General features: G+C 68.0%; 14 protein-coding genes. 4 read left to right on the plus strand and 10 right to left on the minus strand.

Going from position 1 to position 17,818, the window contains the following annotated elements; genetic code table 11:
* Positions 1 to 149: 149 nt before the first annotated feature.
* Positions 150 to 533 (plus strand): VOC family protein, encoded by a 384-nt coding sequence (locus LGN10_RS04275; RefSeq protein WP_226221957.1) that lies wholly within the window; start codon positions 150 to 152, stop codon positions 531 to 533.
* 145 nt (positions 534 to 678) lie between these two features.
* Here LGN10_RS04275 and LGN10_RS04280 read toward each other — a convergent pair whose 3' ends face one another.
* Positions 679 to 2,181: an NYN domain-containing protein gene (locus LGN10_RS04280; protein WP_226221958.1), complete on the minus strand. Its 1,503-nt coding sequence runs from the start codon at positions 2,179 to 2,181 to the stop codon at positions 679 to 681.
* A gap of 296 nt (positions 2,182 to 2,477) precedes the next feature.
* Here LGN10_RS04280 and LGN10_RS04285 point away from each other — a divergent pair, with 296 nt between their 5' ends.
* Positions 2,478 to 3,107, plus strand: a complete 630-nt coding sequence (locus LGN10_RS04285) for an SDR family oxidoreductase (RefSeq protein ID WP_099316228.1) — start codon at positions 2,478 to 2,480, stop codon at positions 3,105 to 3,107.
* An 85-nt stretch (positions 3,108 to 3,192) separates the two neighbouring features.
* Here the strand turns inward: LGN10_RS04285 and LGN10_RS04290 are convergent, their stop codons facing one another.
* Positions 3,193 to 3,741 carry a peroxiredoxin gene (locus LGN10_RS04290; RefSeq protein WP_059573953.1) on the minus strand — a complete coding sequence of 183 codons (549 nt, stop codon included), beginning with the start codon at positions 3,739 to 3,741 and terminating at the stop codon, positions 3,193 to 3,195.
* Between the two features lie 278 nt (positions 3,742 to 4,019).
* Between LGN10_RS04290 and cdpA the strand changes: the two genes are divergently transcribed.
* Together cdpA and LGN10_RS04300 are read left to right on the plus strand one after the other, a co-directional pair.
* Positions 4,020 to 5,762: a cyclic di-GMP phosphodiesterase CdpA gene (gene cdpA / locus LGN10_RS04295; protein ID WP_226222064.1), complete on the plus strand. Its 1,743-nt coding sequence runs from the start codon at positions 4,020 to 4,022 to the stop codon at positions 5,760 to 5,762.
* Positions 5,763 to 5,789: 27 nt separating this feature from the next.
* The gene (locus tag LGN10_RS04300) at positions 5,790 to 7,301 is read left to right on the plus strand and encodes an HDOD domain-containing protein (RefSeq protein WP_226221959.1); all 1,512 of its coding nucleotides are present in this window, start codon (positions 5,790 to 5,792) and stop codon (positions 7,299 to 7,301) included.
* Between the two features lie 89 nt (positions 7,302 to 7,390).
* On the opposite strand, the gene LGN10_RS04305 is transcribed toward LGN10_RS04300, so the two are convergent.
* The 8 genes from LGN10_RS04305 to LGN10_RS04340 all read right to left on the minus strand — a co-directional run bounded on the left by LGN10_RS04305 (position 7,391) and on the right by LGN10_RS04340 (position 17,809).
* Entirely contained in the window at positions 7,391 to 8,185 is a 795-nt protein-coding gene (locus LGN10_RS04305; protein ID WP_059644035.1) for an ABC transporter substrate-binding protein, read from the minus strand.
* 352 nt (positions 8,186 to 8,537) lie between these two features.
* The gene (astE, locus tag LGN10_RS04310) at positions 8,538 to 9,581 is read right to left on the minus strand and encodes a succinylglutamate desuccinylase (protein WP_226222066.1); all 1,044 of its coding nucleotides are present in this window, start codon (positions 9,579 to 9,581) and stop codon (positions 8,538 to 8,540) included.
* Positions 9,582 to 9,588: 7 nt separating this feature from the next.
* Positions 9,589 to 10,929, minus strand: coding sequence for an N-succinylarginine dihydrolase (astB, locus tag LGN10_RS04315; protein WP_059573958.1), 1,341 nt, complete (start codon positions 10,927 to 10,929; stop codon positions 9,589 to 9,591).
* 14 nt (positions 10,930 to 10,943) lie between these two features.
* On the minus strand, positions 10,944 to 12,407 hold the full coding sequence (astD, locus tag LGN10_RS04320; protein ID WP_226221960.1) for a succinylglutamate-semialdehyde dehydrogenase: 1,464 nt from the start codon (positions 12,405 to 12,407) through the stop codon (positions 10,944 to 10,946).
* A gap of 7 nt (positions 12,408 to 12,414) precedes the next feature.
* The gene (gene astA / locus LGN10_RS04325) at positions 12,415 to 13,446 is read right to left on the minus strand and encodes an arginine N-succinyltransferase (protein ID WP_059644024.1); all 1,032 of its coding nucleotides are present in this window, start codon (positions 13,444 to 13,446) and stop codon (positions 12,415 to 12,417) included.
* Positions 13,443 to 14,510 (minus strand): arginine/ornithine succinyltransferase subunit alpha, encoded by a 1,068-nt coding sequence (gene aruF, locus LGN10_RS04330; protein ID WP_059573961.1) that lies wholly within the window; start codon positions 14,508 to 14,510, stop codon positions 13,443 to 13,445. Before aruF ends, astA begins: the two co-directional genes overlap by 4 nt.
* A 30-nt stretch (positions 14,511 to 14,540) precedes the next feature.
* Positions 14,541 to 15,773: an aspartate aminotransferase family protein gene (locus LGN10_RS04335; protein ID WP_059573962.1), complete on the minus strand. Its 1,233-nt coding sequence runs from the start codon at positions 15,771 to 15,773 to the stop codon at positions 14,541 to 14,543.
* 995 nt (positions 15,774 to 16,768) lie between these two features.
* On the minus strand, positions 16,769 to 17,809 hold the full coding sequence (locus LGN10_RS04340) for a GlxA family transcriptional regulator (protein ID WP_226221962.1): 1,041 nt from the start codon (positions 17,807 to 17,809) through the stop codon (positions 16,769 to 16,771).
* Positions 17,810 to 17,818: the final 9 nt, after the last annotated feature.

A 17,818-nucleotide genomic window follows, 5' to 3' on the forward strand; every position in this document is an offset into this window, starting at 1 on the left:
CGGCCGCCCTCGGGCGGCCGTCTTTTGCGCTTGATTGCCGGGTTTGATTGCAGGACTTGGTGGCCGCACGTGGTGGCCGGACTTGTTTGCCGGCCGCGATCGGCTATCGTGTATCCATGCCCACCTCGTTCCCGTCCCGGAATCTCGCCATGAACGTCCAGCTCAACCATACGATCGTCTGGTGCCGCGACAAGCATGCGTCGAGCCGCTTCCTCACCGAGTTGCTGGAATTGCCGCCGCCGACGCCGTTCGGCGCGATGCTGGTCGTCGCGCTCGACAACGGCGTGTCGCTCGATTTTTACGAACAGGCGGGGGAGATCCGGTCGCAGCATTACGCGTTCCTGATCGACGAAGCCAGCTTCGATCGCGTGCTCGCGCGCATCCGCGAACGCGGGTTGCCGCACTGGGCCGATCCGGCGAAGCGGCAAGCCGACGACATCTACCGCCACAACGGCGGACGCGGCGTGTACTTCGACGATCCGGACGGCCACTTCCTCGAAGTGATGACGCAGCCGTACGCGCTGAACGGTTAGTGGAAGAAGGCCGGCATCGCGCCGGCCACGGGGCGGCGGGCCTCGCAACCGCGCTGCTTCATGCAAAACGCGCGGCCTCTGCCTGCGCCCCATCCGTCCCGCACTCCACGGCGGCGCGACGGATGGCGCTTCAGCAGGCAGGCCCTTAGTCGGCAGCCTCGGCCGTCTTGCGCGGCCGCCGCGCGCGCGGCGCCGCCTTGCGGGCCGGCTTCTTCGGCTTGGCCGGAGCCGGCGCGTCGGCGACCGCTGCGACCGGTTCGGCGTGTACGGGAGCATCGTGCGCGGGCTCCCCGACAGCATCGCCGCCGGTTTCACCGCGTGCCGGCGCCGCGCCGGCGGCTCGCCCGTCGTCATGTTGCCCGTCGCGATGCATCGCTTCGGCATGCTTGCCGCCGCCGTGCTTCGCGTCGCCCCGCGGGGCGTCGCCTTCCTGCACCGCCGCCTGCCGGCCGGCGTTCTTGCCGTCGCCGCCCTTCTTCGTACCGGCCTTCTTCGCGGGGGTCTTGCGAGCACGCTTGCGTGCGGTCTTCGCATCATCGTGCCCGCCCGCCGGTTCGCCGTGCGCGGCCGCGGCTTCACCGACGGTCACATCGGCTTCGTCCGCTTCGGTGAATTCGACCGCCGTCTCGACCGGCTCGTTCTCCTGCACGAACGGCGTGCCGAACGGCTCGCCGAATGGCGCGCCGAACGGCTCGCCAACCGGCTCGCCGTGCCGCCCACGTCCGCGGTGATGGCGCGGCTCGCGCTCGGCCTGCACCGGCTCCGCCGGGCGCCGGCCGTGCTGGGCCGGTGCGTGGTCGGCCGCCACGGCGTGCTCCGCAGCCGACTGGCGGGCCCGCGACACGAACGCGCCCGACTTGTCGTCGCGCCCCACTTCGAGCAGGCCGCGCGCCTGCGCCTCGTCGAGCAGGTTGCCGAACGCGCGGAACCCGTAATACGACTCGTTGAAATCCGGCTTGCGGCGCTTGATCGCGCTCTTGAGCACCGACGCCCAGATCTTGCCGACGTCGTCGCGCTCCGACGCGAGCGCGTCGAACGTCTCGACCGCCAGCGCGATCGCCTCGGCCTTGCGCGCCTCCATGTCGTGCTTGCGCGACGGCTCGTCGGGCCGCTTCGCGCCGCCGTTGCCCGCGCGCTGCTGCTGTTCGCGCTTCGCGAGCGCACGCTGCTGCTCGCGCACCAGATCGTCGTAGAAGATGAATTCGTCGCAGTTCGCGACCAGCAGGTCCGACGTCGATTTCTTCACGCCGACGCCGATCACCTTCTTCGCGTTCTCGCGCAGCTTCGACACGAGCGGGGAAAAATCCGAATCGCCGCTGATGATCACGAACGTATCGACGTGCGACTTCGTGTAGCAGAGGTCGAGCGCATCCACGACGAGCCGGATGTCGGCCGAATTCTTGCCCGACTGGCGCACGTGCGGAATCTCGATCAGCTCGAAGCTCGCCTCGTGCATCGACGCCTTGAAGCCCTTGTAGCGATCCCAGTCGCAATAGGCCTTCTTCACGACGATGCTGCCTTTCAGCAGCAGGCGCTCCAGCACGGGCTTGATGTCGAATTTCTCGTACTTCGCGTCGCGCACGCCGAGCGCGACGTTCTCGAAGTCGCAGAACACGGCCATGCTGACGTTGTCCAAGGGTAATGCCATGTGTACTCCAACCGGTGGGCCGACGCGTTATTCACGCGTAGCGGCGAAAAATGCATCGCGCACATGATAGCCGGTCGGCGCGTCATTCCCGCATCCGGGTGAATGAATGCACGCCGGCATGCGTCGTGCCGGTACGCCCGCAGCCGGTCGCCCACGCCGGTACGCTCGCGCCGGTACGCCCGCGCCGGTACGCCCCTTATTACGCCCCCACCGCCGGGCCGATTCGACATTACACTTGAGTTATCGGTCGTCCGTCCCTATCTGCACGGATGACGCATCGAGCAAGGAGCGCTTTCATGACGACGAAGGTACTGCTGATTGGCGCGACCGGACGAACGGGCCAGGCCTGCGCGGATCTGCTGCTCAAGCAGCCGGAGTTCGAGGTCACGGCGCTCGTGCGCCGGCACGGCTATGCGCTGGCGGGCGCACGGGTCGTCGAGGCCGATCTGACGAACGATTTCTCGCACGCCTTCCAGGGCATCACGCACGTGATCTACGCGGCCGGCTCCGCCGAATCCGAGGGCGCGGCCGAAGAGGAGCAGATCGACCGCGACGCGGTCGCCCGCGCGGCCGACTACGCGCTCGCGTTCAACGTGCAGAAGCTCGTGGTCGTCAGTTCGTTGTCCGCATACCGGCCGGAGCACGGGCCCGACGCGCTGCGCCACTATTCGCAGATGAAGCGCGAAGGCGACGACCGCGTGATCGCGTCGGGCGTCGATTACGTGATCCTGCGCCCGGGCCCGCTTACGGACGATCCGGGCGTCGGCAAGATCGCGCTGACCGACACGTGGCTCGATCCCGCGCCGCCCGTGTCGCGCCAGGACGTTGCATGGGCCGCGATCGAGGCGATCAAGCTCGGCATCTCGCGCAAGATCGTCGGCTTCGTCGGCGGCGGCGTGCCGATCGAGCAGGCGCTGCGCGCGTAACGGCAACGGGCGGCCACGCACAGGCCGGGCGTTCCGGTGCCCGCGGCCCGCACGACGGGCCGTTTTCACGCGCGCGGGCAGCCGCCTACTGCTTCGGATGCGCGTCGGCCCACGCCTTCACGGCGGCGAGCGTGTTCTCGACGTGCTTGTCGGGCGACAGGCTCGTGTATTCGTAGAGAACCTTCCCTTCCGGCGAAATCACGTAGGACACGCGGTTCGCCCGGTCGAGCGCCGGCAGCTTCGCGTCGTATTCGCGGATGATCTTCGCGTCCGGGTCGGCCGCTACCGGGAACTTGCTGCGGCATTCGCTCACCGAGAACTTCGTCAGCGTGTCGATGTTGTCGGCCGACACGCCGATCACCGTCGCGCCGTAAGCCTTGTAACGGTCGACCGCGTCCGCGAACGCATGCGCCTCGATCGTGCAGCCCTTCGTGAACGCCGCCGGATAGAAGTACAGCACGACCGGCCCCTGCTTCAGCGCGTCCGCGAGCGAGTACGTATACGTCTTGCCGCCCAGCGACGCCTGCGTCGTGAAATCGGGCGCCGCGGCGCCCGGCTTCAGTTGCGCCTGCGCCAGCAGCGCATGGCCGGCCACCAGCGCCGCCATGGCGCCCAGCAACAGTTTTCTCTTCATCTGCGTCCTCATTTCTTATAAAGTCAGCCTCGATGTAGGCCACGTGGGCGTTCGCCTGCCGAACACCGCATCGATGATCCGGACCCGCGGCAGCGCCGCGCGTGGCCGGCCCGTTAAAGATTTCTGACAGTCTGCCGTTATTCCTTCCGGACAACCGGTTCCAGCCCTTCACGTCAGCGAGAAACATGGAAGCCAACAGGAAACAGACGTCACGCAAGGGCTCCTGGCGCAGCGCCTTGCATACGCTGCGCCGCTTCGCTCGGTCGGGCGGCGCGCTGATGCCCGCACGCGCCGTGGCGCCGCGCCGCGACGACTCCGTGCGCGACTGGCTGGAACAGACGGTCGGCACGGTGGATTTCCTCGCCCATGTCGACCGCGAGCTGCGCTTTCTGTACGTGTCCGACGCGAGCCTGCGCTTCATCGGCTACCACCGCGACTACCTGCATACGCTGACGCTGCGCGACCTGATCGCCGAACAGGATACCCCGGCGCTCGAAGGCCTGCTCGCCCGCGCCGCACGCTCCGGCCAGGTCGAGAAGGCGACGATGTGCATCGTCAAGTCGCTCACCTACCCGCTGGACGTCGCGGTCCGCGCGTTCAAGAGCCGCCACCACGGCGTCGACGGCTTCGCGATCGCGGCATTCGACGTGTCGTCGTGGCGCGCGCTCGAGGCACGCCTGACGTACGAAATGCACCATGACCCGATGACGGGGCTCGACAACCTGTCCGCGCTCGTGCCGGCGCTGATGCGCGCGCAGCAGACCGCCGACGAGGACGGCACCTGCGCCGCGCTGCTGCTGCTCGACCTCGACGACTACCAGCGGATCAACCGCGCGCTCGGCTACGACGCGGGCGACACGCCGCTGCGCGAAACCGCGCAGCGGCTGAAGGCGCTCGTCACGCCGAACGAGCAGCTCGCGCGCGTCGCGAGCGACAAGTTCGCGGTCGTGCTGGGCGCACCGGACCGCACGCAGGCGAGCCATGCCGCCGACGCGCTCGCGCGCCGGCTGCAGGCCGCCGTGCGCGAGCCGTACGTATTCCAGGGGCAGACCGTGCACCTGTCCGCGAGCATCGGCATCGCGCTCTACCCCAACGAACGTGCCGCGCCGCATCGGGCGCAGCATCACAGCCCGCTGCTGCGCCGCGCCGACCACGCGCTCGCGCAGGCGAAGGCCTCGGGCGGCAACGCGCTCGCGTTCCACGCGCCCGTCGACGATCCGGCCGACGCCGAACGGCTCAAGCTCGAAGCCGACCTGTACGACGGCGTGCGCAACGGCGAGTTTTCGCTCCATTTCCAGCCGATCACCCACAGCCAGTCGGGCGCGGTGGTCGGCGTCGAGGCGCTGATCCGCTGGCGCCATCCGGTACACGGCCTCGTGCCGCCGGCCACCTTCATCCCGCTCGCCGAATCGATCGGCCTGATCAACTACCTCGGCAACTGGGTGCTCAAGGCCGCGTGCATGCAGCTCGTCGCCTGGGACGGCCAGGGGCTCGCGCTGCAATACGTGGCGGTCAACGTGTCGCCACAGCAGTTCCGCGACCCGCGCTTCACGCAGAGCGTGCGCGAGGCGATCGCGCTGACCGGCATCGACCCGCGCCGTATCGTGCTCGAAATCACCGAAAGCCTGCTGATGCACGATCCCGCGCACGCGAAAATGCTGCTCGAGGAGCTGACCGATCTCGGCATCCGCTTCGCGATCGACGATTTCGGCACCGGCTATTCGAGCCTTGCCTATCTGCAGCGCTTCCCGCTCGCGAAGCTGAAGATCGACCGCAGTTTCGTCGAGAACCTGCTGACGTCGCGCAACGACCGCGCGATCGTGTCGGCGGTGGTCGGCCTCGCACAGACACTCGATCTCGAGCTCGTCGCCGAGGGCGTCGAGACCGAGGCGCAGCGCGAGCTGCTGACGGAGATGGGCTGCAATCACATCCAGGGCTGGCTCGTCTGCCAGGCGCTGCCGTCCGAGGAGCTCGCGCGGCGCTTCGCGGCGCAGCAGCTGCACCTGCACGCCGCCGCCTGACGCGCGCGGCGAACCGGACGGATCCGTATGTCAATCACCGAACACCTGCCCCGCACCGCGCTGCTCGACAAGCTGTGGGCGCGGATGAACGAACGGGGCGATTTCCCGCTGCTGTCGGAATCGCTGCGCGCGACGATGGCCGCGATGAAGAACGACGATCTCGACTTCACCGCGCTCGTGCGCGTCGTGCTGTCGGATTTCGCACTCACGCAGAAAGTGCTGCGGCTCGCGAACTCCGCGATGTACATGGCGTTCGGCGGCAACATCACCACCGTGACCCGCGCGCTGATGGTGCTCGGCATGGATGCCGTCGGCCATCTCGTGGTCGGGCTCAAGCTCGTCGACCATTTCCATCAGAGCACGCCGCGGCGTATCGACGCGAAGCTGGAGCTGAACCGCGCGCTGCTGTCCGGCTGCGTCGCGCGCAAGCTCACCGAGCGCGCCGAACTGCGCGCGGGCGAGGAGGCCGTCGTCTGCACGCTGATGCGCCAGGTCGGCAAGCTGCTGGTGGTCTGCTATCTCGACAGCGAGTGGGACCGCATCCGCCGCCGCGCGGCCGAACTGAACGGCGACGAATCGGCCGCCTGCACCGACGTGCTCGGCGTCGGCTTCGACGAGATCGGTCTCGAGGCAGCCGCGCGCTGGCGGCTGCCCGACGTGATCCGCGCGGGGATGGCCGACGGCGACCACGCGGCGCACGCCGACGCATTCGACGACGAAGACGGCGACGCCCGCCACGCGGGCCCGGCCGCCGACGACGGCCCGGCAGAGCGCATCCGCTGGCTGCGCGCGGTGAGCCGCTGTTCGACCGACGTCGCCGGCGCGCTCGTCATGCCTGCCAGCGCGCAGCGCGACGCGCGCATCGCGGCGCTCGCGCAGCACTACGGCGCCGAGCTCGACATGGAATCCGAGGCGATCGTCGAAATCGCCGAGCGGCTCGCGCGCGAGGAAGCGAGCGACACGGTGATGCGCGAGATCGTCGAGCTGCGCGCGAACGCCGATGCGATCGCGCGCGCGCAGGCCGAACCCGAGGCATGCCTCGAAGCCGGTCTTGCCGACCTGCGTGCGCTGCCGTCCGAGCACGTGCTGACGCCGGTGCTCGCGCTCGCGTCGGAAAGCCTGCTGGCCGGCCTCGCGTTCACGCGCACCGTGATGTTCGTGCGTCACGACGACGGCACGTTCGCCGCGCGCCTGGGCTTCGGCCCCGGCGTCGATACGGCGCTCGACCGGCTGCGCTTCGACGAGCGCTTCGAGCCGGACGTGTTCCATCTCGCGATCACGAACTCGGTCAGCATCTTCATCGAGCAGGCGCGGGAGCCGAAGATGGTGAAGCGCCTGCCCGCGTGGTATCTCGACGCGTTCGACGACACGCGCGCATTCGTGCTGCTGCCCGTACGCGTCGGCGCGACGAGCGTCGCGCTGCTGTACGGCGACTGGGCCGGCGCGCAGCCCGCGCGCAAGATCTCGCAGCAGGAGATGGCCGTGCTCAACGAGCTCGCACGCGAGCTGGGGCGGTTCTTCGCCGCGCAGCCTGGCTGACGGCCGGCCCGCCGCTGCCGTTTTCGCTGCCGAAAAGCAAACCGGCCGCATCGGCGGCCGGTTTTTTACATCGCGCGCGTACGAAACGCTTACTTGAGCGTGACGGGCACGCTGAAGTACTTCTTCGCGAGGTTGTCGATCGTACCGTCGGCCTTCAGTTCCTTCAGCGCCTGATCGAGCGCGGTCTTCAGCGCCGCGTCGTTCTTGCGCAGGCCGAAGCCGACGCCCGAGCCGAGGATCTCGGCGTCGCTGACCGTGCCGCCCGCGAACCCGAAGCCCTGGCCTTGCGGCTTCGTCAGGAAGCCCTTCGAGCCGGCTTCCGAATCCTGGAAGGTCGCGTCGAGACGGCCCGACTTCAGGTCGGCATAGGCCAGATCCTGCGTCTGGTACGGCACGACTTCAACGCCGGCCGGCGCCCACTTCTTCTTCGCGTACGCTTCCTGGATCGTGCCCTGCAGCACGCCGACGCGCTTGCCCTTCAGCGCTTGCGGGGTCGGCAGCAGGCCGCTGCCCTGCTTCGCGATCAGCTGGTTCGGAATCGTGTAGATCGGATCGGTGAACGCGATCGCGTGCTTGCGCTGGTCGGTGATCGTCATGTCCGAGTTGATCGCGTCGAACTTGCGCGCCTGCAGCGCCGGGATCAGGCCGTCGAAGTCGTTCTCGACCCACACGCACTTCGTCTTCAGCTTCGCGCACACCGCGTTGCCGATGTCGATGTCGAAGCCGGTCAGCTTGCCGTCGGGCGTCTTGTATTCGAACGGGGCGTACGAGGCCTCGACGCCGAACCGGATCTCCTTCAGATCCGCGGCAAGCGCGCTGCCTGCCGCCACCGCCGATGCCGCCACCACCGCATGCGCGGCCACTTTACGCCAATCCAACTTCATCAGGTGTTCTCCTCGATACTCGAATGTTCCGAAACGACGGGCGCATCCATCATTGCAGGGTCGGATGACACCGGCAATGCCGACGCCGCGCCGTGATGCGGCGCAACAGCCGCAAGGCCGCGATTGTACCAATCCGCGCGGCCCGGCATGGCGGAGCGGGCGTCGGCGCGCGATGCTGCGCCGCGTGCCCGGCGGCCGCCACGCGACCCGCCGAACTTGCAAGACGGTGTCGCAAACAAGCAAGCGCGACGCACGCGCCGTCTGCGCAGCGGGCGGGCGTCATCGCCAAAATGAAGGGGCCGCGGGACGATGCGCGCCGCGCGTCGCCGCGGCCCGCACGATCGCGCATCGATCAGACGAGTGCGGCCAGCGTCTCGCGCGTCGTGTCGATCACGAGCAGGCCCGCGCGCAGCCCGGGCTTCACGGTCGGGTTCGGAAACACGATCCGTTCCTCGTCGTGCGTCACCGTGTAGCGGTAGTCGCCGTCCCGTGCGAGCACGGTGCCGCGTGCGAATGCGGTGAAGTTCGCGACGTCGGCCGCGACGAACAGCTCGAGCGCGTCGCTCTGCTTCGTGATCTGGTCGATCACGGTGAACACGCGCGGCAGCGGCGGACGGCCGCCCTCGGCCGCGTCTTCACGCCGCTCGCCCGACACGAGCTTGCGCACCGCACGATCGGCCGGCGCGAAACGCGCGAGGTCGTTCTGGCCGAACGGTCGCACCTTGCCGAGCTCCAGCGTGCACGCGAGCGCACCGCACTGCTCGGCCGTGAAATGCGAATACGTGTTGCCCTTCGCAGTGTGCAGCAGCACGGCCGCGATGCGCGCATCGCCGAGCCATTCGACCATCGCGCGCGTGGGCGGCGTGCCCGTGTGCGGCAGCAGCGCGAACTGCTCGAATACCGACGCACGGATCGCCGTATGCATGTCGATGTGCCAGCGCGCGCTGCCCGCCGGCGCCGCCGCGAAGAAGGCGGATGCCGCCGCTTCGAGCCGCGCGGCGCGCGGCGCTTCGCGGCTCGCGGGCACCTGCGCGTGACGGCCGCCGAACAGGCGGTTCAGGTCGTCGTCGAGATAGCGTTCGCCCGCGCGCATCGCCGGCACGTTGCCGAGCACGACGAGCAGCCGGCACGCGAGCGGCAGCGCGCCCGACGCGAGATCGCGCACGAGCATCGACAGCAGCTCGATCGGCGCGGTCTCGTCGCCGTGCACGCCGGCCGACACGAGCACGCTCGCGCGCGCCGCGGCGTCAGCGGCGGCAGGCTCGAACGCGATCAGCCCGTCGCCGAGCCATTGCCAGCGCACCGCGGCGCCCGCGCAGGCGCCGTGCGTTTCGGCCGGCGCATCGCCCGCCAGCGTGAACGCGAGAAAATCGTCGAGCAGCGCGGCGGCCGGCATCCGTGCCTCAGCGCTGGAAGTCATACAGCGAACCGACGCGCAGGATCTGCGTGAGCTCGTCGAGCGCCGTGCGCGATTCGTCGAGCAGCGCCGGATCGGCGAGGTCTTCCGGTGCGAGGCGATCGCGATAGTGCTTGTCGATCCACGCGTCGAGCGACGCGAACAGCGTGTCGTTGATCCACACGTTCGACGTGACGGCCGCGCGCTCCGCTTCGTTCAGCACGACGCGCAGGCGCAGGCAAGCGGGGCCGCCGCCGTTCTTCATGCTTTCGCGCAGGTCGAACACGAGCACGTCGCGGATCGGGCCGTTGCCGGCCGCGAGATGGTCGAGGTAGGCGGCGACCTTCGCGTTCTCACGGCATTCCTGCGGCACGACGAGCACCTGCGAGCCGTCCGCGCGCGACAGCAACTGGCTGTTGAACAGGTAGGACGTGACGGCATCGTTCACGCTCACGGCCGCATCCGGCACCTCGATCACGTTCAGGCGCGCGCCGCGCGCGTCGAGCGCGGCGGTCAGCGTGTCGTAGATCGCCTGCTTGTTGACGAACGCGCGTTCGTGCGTGAACAGCGTGTCGCGGTTGCCGACCGAGATCACGTCGTTGTGGAACACGCCCGCGTCGATCACGTCCGGATCCTGCTGCGCGTAGACCGTCGCTTCCTCCGCGAGCCCGTGGCGATGCGCGACCGCGCGGCTCGCCTCGAACGTCTGGCGCGCCGGGAAACGCTTCGGCTCCGGCCCGCGACGGTATTCCGCGCGGCCGTACACGAAGAATTCGACGCCCGGCTTGCCGTACTCGGCGCAGAAGCGCGTATGGTTCGCCGCGCCTTCGTCGCCGAGCGCCGGCGTGCCCGTCAGCGCTTCATGCACCGCGAAGTGCGCGGGGTCGGCGAACAGCGTCGACAGCGTGCGGCGCGTGGCCTCATGCTCGATCGCGCGATGCAGCTTGCTGCACAGGTTCGCCGGCGTGAAGTGCACGCGGCCGTCGTTCGTATCGGCCGACGGGCTGACGGTGGCCGCGTTCGCGGTCCACATCGCCGACGCCGAGCTCGCCGCGGCGAGCAGTTCGGGCGCCTGCTTCGCGGCCTTCGCGATCACGTCCGCGTCCTTGCCCGAGAAGCCGAGCTCGCGCAACAGGCGCAGCGACGGCCGCTCCTGCGGCGGCAGCACGCCTTGCGCGAAGCCGAGATCCGCGAGCTGCTTCATCTTGCGCAGCCCCTGCTTCGCGGCCGCCTTCGGGTTCGCGGCCGACTTCTCGTTGTTCAGCGACGCCACGTTGCCGAACGACAGCCCGGCGTAGTTGTGGGTCGGGCCGACGAGTCCGTCGAAATTGGCTTCTTGTGCGTTCATCGTCGCTCCCTCGATCAGAAATGCAGGCCCGGCGACAGGCTCGCGGGCAAGGTCAGTTGCGTGCTTTCCACCGACGCCATCGGATACGCGCAATAGTCGGCCGCGTAGTACGCGCTCGGGCGATGGTTGCCCGAGCGGCCCGTGCCGCCGAACGGTGCGGCCGACGATGCGCCGTTGGTCGGGCGGTTCCAGTTGACGATGCCGGCGCGGATCGTGCGGCGGAAGTGCTCCCAGGCCTTCGCGTCGTCGGCGAGCAGCCCGGCGGACAGGCCGAACGCCGTGTCGTTCGCGCGCTCGATCGCTTCGTCGAACGTCGCGTAGCGGACGATCTGCGCGAGCGGGCCGAAGTGCTCTTCGTCGGGCAGGTTCGCGACGCCCGTCACGTCGACGATCGCCGCATTCACGAAGCCGAGGCGCGGATCGCGCTGCGCCATCGCGATGATCGGCTTCGCGCCCTGCTCGACCAGGCGCGCCTGCGCGTCGACCAGCTTCGCGGCCGCGCGTGCCGAGATCACCGCGCCCATGAACGGCTGCGGATCGGCATCGAACACGTCGGCGGTGATCTTCGACGTGACGTCGGCGAAGCGTGCGAGGAAGCGGTCGCCGAACGCGCCCTGCGGCACGAAGATGCGGCGCGCGCACGTGCAGCGCTGGCCGGCCGACAGGAACGCCGACTGGATCGTGTGATGCACGGCCGCGTCGATGTCCTCGACCTCGCCGATCACGAGGGGATTGTTGCCGCCCATCTCGAGCGCGAGCACGATTTCCGGCCGGCCGCCGAACTGCCTGTGCAGCAGCGTGCCGGTATCCGAGCTGCCGGTGAAGAACAGCCCGTCGATCTGCCGATGGTTCGCGAGCGCGATGCCGGTGTCCTTCTCGCCCTGCACGAGGTTCAGCACGCCGGCCGGCAGCCCGGCTTCGCGCCACACCTCGACCGTCGCGCGCGCGACGCCCGGTGCGAGTTCGGACGGCTTGAACACGACCGTGTTGCCGGCGATCAGCGCCGGCACGATATGACCGTTCGGCAAGTGGCCGGGGAAGTTGTACGGGCCGAACACCGCGACGACGCCGTGCGGGCGATGACGCAGCACCGCGACGCCGTCGGCCATGTCCTGGCGCTTCTCGCCGGTGCGTTCCTGGTAGGCCTGGATCGAGATGGCGACCTTCGCGGCCATCGACGCGACTTCGGTGCGCGCTTCCCACAGCGGCTTGCCGGTTTCGCGGCCGATCGCGGTCGCGATCGCTTCCTTGCGCTCGGTGAGCAGCGCGGCGAAACGCTTGACGATGTCGCAGCGCGCGTCGAAGTCGAGCGCCGACCAGCCGACGAACGCGCGGCGCGCGCTCGCCACCGCACGGTCGACGTCGGCCGCCGACGCGCTTTCGCCCTGCCATGCGATCGCGTCGGTGCCCGGGTTGCGCGAAGCGAAGACGGGGCCCGAGCCTGCGACCCAGGCGCCGTCGATGAAGAGTTCCGTCATGATTCGTTTATCCCTGTTTGACTTTGAGCGGCAGCACGCGGACCGGATCGCCGGCCTTCACGTCGAGCGCGGCGGCATCGTCGGCCGACAGCACGAACGAACCGTTCGCGACCACGCCCGGCGCGACGCCGACGCGGAAATCGTCGAGCGACGTGTTCGACACGAGCGACTTCGGTACGTTGTCGGTTGCGTCCGGCACGCCGATCGCGACCGGCACGACGACGCTCTCGCGCACCGTGCGCAGGTCGTTGACGTGGCATTCGAGCACCGGGCCCGCGTCGAAGATGTCGACGTGATTCTGGTAACGCAGCCCTTCGGCCTCGAGCATCTTGCGGGCCGGCAGCGTGTCGCGGTGCGTGAGGCCGACCGCGTCCTGCGCGTCCTGCGGCAGCAGGTCGACGTACACCGGGTAGCGCGGCATCAGTTCCGCGAGGAACGACTTGCGGCCGTGCGAGCTGAGGTAATCGGCCGCGTTGAAATCGATCTGGTAGAAGTGCGAACCGACCGCACGCCAGAACGGCGACGTGCCGTCCTCGTCGAAGTGGCCGCGCAGTTCCGCGCAGATGCGCTCCGGAAAGCGGTCGCGGAACTGCGCGATGAACATGAAGCGCGAGCGCGACAGCAGGCCGCCGACGCCGCCCGTGCGGTAGCGCGGGCTCAGGAACAGCGAGCACACTTCCGCGTAGCCCGTCAGATCGTGCGAGATGTTCAGCGCGGACATCCGCGTCCACACGCCGAGCTCCTGGCTCGCGTGCACGACCGTGCTCACGCGGTAGTTGTAGAACGGCTGCTCGAGGCCGACCTGCGTCTCGATCCCGCACACGCCCGCGATGTCGCCCGTCTTCGAATCTTCCATCACGAAGAAGTAGCCGGCTTCGCCCGGCGCCGCCTTGCCCTCCAGCGTGCGGCGCGAGCGTTCGATGCGCGCGGCGAGCGCGTCGCGGTCGGGCTTGAACGTGGTCAGGCCCGGCCCGGTTTCCTGCGCGAGCGACACGAGCGCGTCGACGTCGCCCGTTTGTACGACACGAACGACGATCATGCTGCGTCTCCCTTCGATTCTTCATCGTCGCGGCGATGCAGCGGCACGCAGCGCACGACATCGCCTTCCTTCACGTCGAGCGCCGCGCGCACGTCGCCGGCCAGCGGCGCCTCGGCGCCCCGCGCGTCGGCCGTCTCGCCCGGCAGGTCGGCCAGCACGCAGCGGAACGATTCGCCGCTGCCCGTCGACACCAGGTACGCGACGTCGCCCTGCTGATGCGCGGCCTCGCGCACGACGCGCTCCGCGCCGTGCTTCACGCACGCGGTGCGATCGACCTGCGCGGTCAATACCGGGCCCGCGTCGAAGATGTCGACGAAGCGGTCGGGCTCGAAGCCTTCCTCCAGATGGATGTCGTATGCGAGCAGCGCCGTTTCGTTCGGCTCGCCGAGCACGCGCTGTGCGGCTTCCGGCAGCAGCGGCACGTAGAGCGGATAGGCCGGCATCACTTCGGCGATGAACGTGCGGCTGCGGCCGCCCGAGGCGATGTCGACGTCGGTGAAATCGCGGCCGAAGAACTTGCGGCCCACCGCTTCCCAGAACGGCGATGCGCCGTTGCCGTCGCTCACGCCGAGCAGCAGCGTGAATACTTCGGGCGTGAAGCGGCGGCGGTTCGCGGCGATGTACATCATCCGGGCGCGCGAGATCAGGTGCGCGGCCGCGTCGCCGCGCAGCGACGGATCGACGTAGAAGCCCGCGAGCCGGCTCTTGCCGGTCAACTCGTGCGACATCGTGAGCGCATGGATCTTGCGGTTCACGTGCAGCTCGCGCGACGCGTGGATCAGCGCGTCGTTGCGGAACGCGTAGAACGGTTCCGAGTAGCCGGCCGCGGCCACGATGCTCGCCGTGCCGAGCAGCTTGCCGGTCGACGAATCCTCGAGTACGAAGAGGTAGAACTCCTCGCCGGCGAAGTCGACGTCCGCGCGAAACGAATCTTCCGAGAGCGCCACACGCGCTTCGAGCGCCGCGCGGTCGTGCGGCAGCGAGTGCAGGACCGGCTGCGCGGTGCGCGCCATGTGCGCGAGCGCATCGAGATCCGTGAGTTTGCCGGGGCGAACAAATAGCATCGTCGTTCCTGTCTGCGATGGGAGCGCCGATCAGCGCGCGGTGGCTTCCTGGGCCGCGACCACCTGCTCGACTGCCTTCTCGAAGCGCTTCACGCCTTCGTCGAGCAGGTCGAACGGGATCACGAGCGACGGCACGAAGCGCAGCACGTTCGGGCCGGCGATGAGCATGATCAGGCCTTGCTCGGCGGCGGCGGTGACGAAGTCCTTCGCGCGGCCGTCGAATGCGGCGGTGAGTTCGGCGCCGACCAGGAGGCCCTTGCCGCGGATGTCCTTGAAGATGCCGAAGCGCGCGTTGATGCGTTCGAGCGCGCCCTTCAGGCGCACGCTGCGTTCGCGCACGCCTTCGAGCAGGGCCGGGTCGCCGATCAGTTCGACGACCTTGTCGGCGATCGCCGATGCGAGCGGGTTGCCGCCGTACGTCGTGCCGTGCACGCCGACCTTGAAGTGCGCGGCCAGTTCGTTCGTCGTCAGCATCGCGCCGATCGGGAAGCCGTTGCCGAGCGCTTTCGCGGTCGTCAGGATGTCGGGCGTGACGCCCGTGTCCATGTAGGCGTAGAACTGGCCCGTGCGGCCGACGCCCGTTTGCACTTCGTCGAAGATCAGCAGGGCGTCGTTCGCGTCGCACGCTTCGCGCAGTGCCTTGAGGAACGCCGGATCGGCGGGAATCACGCCGCCTTCGCCCTGCACCGGCTCGACGATCACCGCGCAGGTTTTCGGGCCGATCGCGGCCTTCGCGGCTTCGATGTCGTTGAACGGCAGGTGCTTGATGCCTTCCGGCACGGGGCCGAAGCCTTCCGAGTATTTCGGCTGGCCGCCGACGCTGACCGTGAAGAACGTGCGGCCGTGGAACGACTGCACGAACGACACGATTTCGACCTTGTCGGCGCCGTGGCGGTCGAAGGCGACGCGGCGCGCGAGTTTCAGCGCGGCTTCGTTCGCTTCCGCGCCCGAGTTCGCGAAGAATGCGCGGTCGGCGAAGGTCAGCGATTCGAGGCGCTTCGCGAGGCGCAGGACCGGTTCGTTCGTGTAGCCGTTGCCGATGTGCCAGAGCTTGCGGCCTTGTTCGTCCAGCACCTTCAGCAGTTCCGGGTGGCCGTGGCCGAGTGACGTGACCGCGATGCCGCAGGCGAAGTCGATGTATTCACGGCCGGCCGTGTCCCATACGCGCGAGCCCTCTGCACGGTCCGGCACGAACGGCGCGGGAGAGAATACCGGCACCATCACTTCGTCGAATGTCTGGCGGGTCACGGTCGAGGTCGTCATGGTCGTTCCTTTCGGTTTCGTAAGAGGGTTCAACAGGATCAAGTTTAGGTAAGGGTGACGCAAGCGTCTTGCGCAATTGCGACGGGTTCTATCGGAAGGTTTGGGTTTTGCCCTTCCGGGCAGGTCGGTTGGTTGATGTGGGTCGGTATTTTGCGGCTTTTTCTCGCTGTCTCGGGGGCGCTTCCGGGGTCGTGAAATTCCTGTGATCGTGTCGGTCTATTAGCGTCGCCCCTCCGCGGGGCAGCGGTCACTTTTCTTTGTCTTGCCAAAGAAAAGTAACCAAAAGAAAGGCGCTCAGATAACGCATGACTTACCGGTGCCATGGCGCCCCAGAGTGGTCCGCACAAAAGTGTCCGCGCCAGTCAGGACCCCAGAGTGGTTCGAGCAAGGGTTCTGACACCACTGGCCACCCCACGGAGCGGTATACCGTCCGCTAGCTCCGTCCTCGCTTCGCTCGGCCGACAGGTCCATCCATCCCCAGCCAGCTGCCATCGCTCGCCCCTGGACGAAAGACAACTTCCGAAATGCAGGAATTTGCCGCTCCGCCGCGAGAAAATTGGGGCCGCAAACACATCGCGGTCGCGAGAACATCTTCAAGAGATTGGGCTACCAATGCCGCGAAAAAAGTGCCTGGCGGCGGGTAGTCGTGCAGAGAAGCGTGAATGCAACCGCGCCCTTGAAGTACCTGTCGGCCGAGCGAAGCGAGGACGGAGCTAGCGGGCGGTATACCGCTCCGTGGGGTAGCGAGTGGTGTCAGAACCATTGCTCGAACCACTCTGGGTTCGTGGCTGGCGCGGACACTTTTGTGCGATCCACTCTGAGTGCCATGGCACCGGGAGGTCATGCGTTTTCGGGCGCCTTTCTTTTGGTTACTTTTCTTTGGCAAGACAAAGAAAAGTGACCGCTGCCCCGCGCAGGGGCGACGCTAATAGACCGACACGATCACAGGTACTTCACGAGAGAGCAAACCGCACGACCGCTCACCACCCCGAACATCACCCCTTCTCGCGCTCGACGAGCGCCCCTCCACGAGGTTCACTGCCGCCGCCAGTCTGCTTCTCGAGCCACGCTCGCCGGTCTTCCCGAGGCGTAACCCCGAACCTTTCGCGGTAAGCATTAGAGAAGTGCGCGGCAGAAGAGAACCCACAAGCGAGAGAAACCTGAACGACCGACTTGCTGGTCCGCTGCAACTGCGTCCGAGCCTTGAGCAGCCGAAGATTGAGGTAATACTTCGAGGGCATCGCCCCGAGATACTGCCGAAAGAGCCGCTCCAGTTGCCGGCGCGAAACGCCGACGAGCCCGGCGATCTCAGCGGTCGTCAACGGATCTTCGATATTGGCTTCCATCAACAGCAAAGCATCATTCAACCGAGGATGTCGCTCACCGGGCGCGGTAACAAAAGGAATCCGCTGCCGTTCCTCACCGCTGCGCAGCGTGCCGGCCCCAAGCGCATCGGCAATCCGCTCCGCGAGGTCCGCCCCATGTTCGCGGCCGATCATGGCCAGCATGAAATCGACGGTCGCCTGCCCACCGGCACAGGTCGCCCGATCGCGATCGATCTCGAAGATCTGCTGCGTGACGATCGACCGCTCGAACTGCTCGGCGAACTGCTGATACGTCTCCCAATTCACGCTCACGCGATACCCGGAAAGCTGCCCCGCCATCGCCAGCCACCACACGCCGTGATGAATGCCGGTCACAACGGGGGTGCGCTGCCCGACCCGCGCGAGACTCGCGAGAAACAACCGGTAATCGGCAAACTGCTGAAACCGCTCCGACACGACGATCAACCAGTCGCACGCGATCGCATCGTTGAACGCCGCATCGGCATGCCACTGCGCGCCGCCCGCGAGCGGCACCGGCCGCCCATCCCACGAACACACCTGCCAACGGTACAAAAGCCGCCCGTCGATCTCGTTCGCGAGATTCAGCGCATCGACGATCGGCCCCACGCCCGACATCGACACGGGCGGCAATGCAACGATCGCCACCTGCGTCGTGCGGGTGGCGCCTGCGGGACGAGACACCGGTACCACGTTGAAACC

The sequence above is a fragment of the Burkholderia sp. AU32262 genome (assembly GCF_020419985.1).
Taxonomy (GTDB): domain Bacteria; phylum Pseudomonadota; class Gammaproteobacteria; order Burkholderiales; family Burkholderiaceae; genus Burkholderia; species Burkholderia semiarida.

Excerpts from the sequence above, each read along its gene's own strand:
- LGN10_RS04275 (WP_226221957.1), top strand. The coding sequence starts at position 150 with ATGAACGTCCAGCTCAACCATACGATCGTCTGGTGCCGCGACAAGCAT.
- LGN10_RS04280 (WP_226221958.1), bottom strand. The coding sequence starts at position 2,181 with ATGGCATTACCCTTGGACAACGTCAGCATGGCCGTGTTCTGCGACTTC.
- LGN10_RS04285 (WP_099316228.1), top strand. The coding sequence starts at position 2,478 with ATGACGACGAAGGTACTGCTGATTGGCGCGACCGGACGAACGGGCCAG.
- LGN10_RS04290 (WP_059573953.1), bottom strand. The coding sequence starts at position 3,741 with ATGAAGAGAAAACTGTTGCTGGGCGCCATGGCGGCGCTGGTGGCCGGC.
- cdpA (WP_226222064.1), top strand. The coding sequence starts at position 4,020 with ATGCCCGCACGCGCCGTGGCGCCGCGCCGCGACGACTCCGTGCGCGAC.
- LGN10_RS04300 (WP_226221959.1), top strand. The coding sequence starts at position 5,790 with ATGTCAATCACCGAACACCTGCCCCGCACCGCGCTGCTCGACAAGCTG.
- LGN10_RS04305 (WP_059644035.1), bottom strand. The coding sequence starts at position 8,185 with ATGAAGTTGGATTGGCGTAAAGTGGCCGCGCATGCGGTGGTGGCGGCA.
- astE (WP_226222066.1), bottom strand. The coding sequence starts at position 9,581 with ATGCCGGCCGCCGCGCTGCTCGACGATTTTCTCGCGTTCACGCTGGCG.
- astB (WP_059573958.1), bottom strand. The coding sequence starts at position 10,929 with ATGAACGCACAAGAAGCCAATTTCGACGGACTCGTCGGCCCGACCCAC.
- astD (WP_226221960.1), bottom strand. The coding sequence starts at position 12,407 with ATGACGGAACTCTTCATCGACGGCGCCTGGGTCGCAGGCTCGGGCCCC.
- astA (WP_059644024.1), bottom strand. The coding sequence starts at position 13,446 with ATGATCGTCGTTCGTGTCGTACAAACGGGCGACGTCGACGCGCTCGTG.
- aruF (WP_059573961.1), bottom strand. The coding sequence starts at position 14,510 with ATGCTATTTGTTCGCCCCGGCAAACTCACGGATCTCGATGCGCTCGCG.
- LGN10_RS04335 (WP_059573962.1), bottom strand. The coding sequence starts at position 15,773 with ATGACGACCTCGACCGTGACCCGCCAGACATTCGACGAAGTGATGGTG.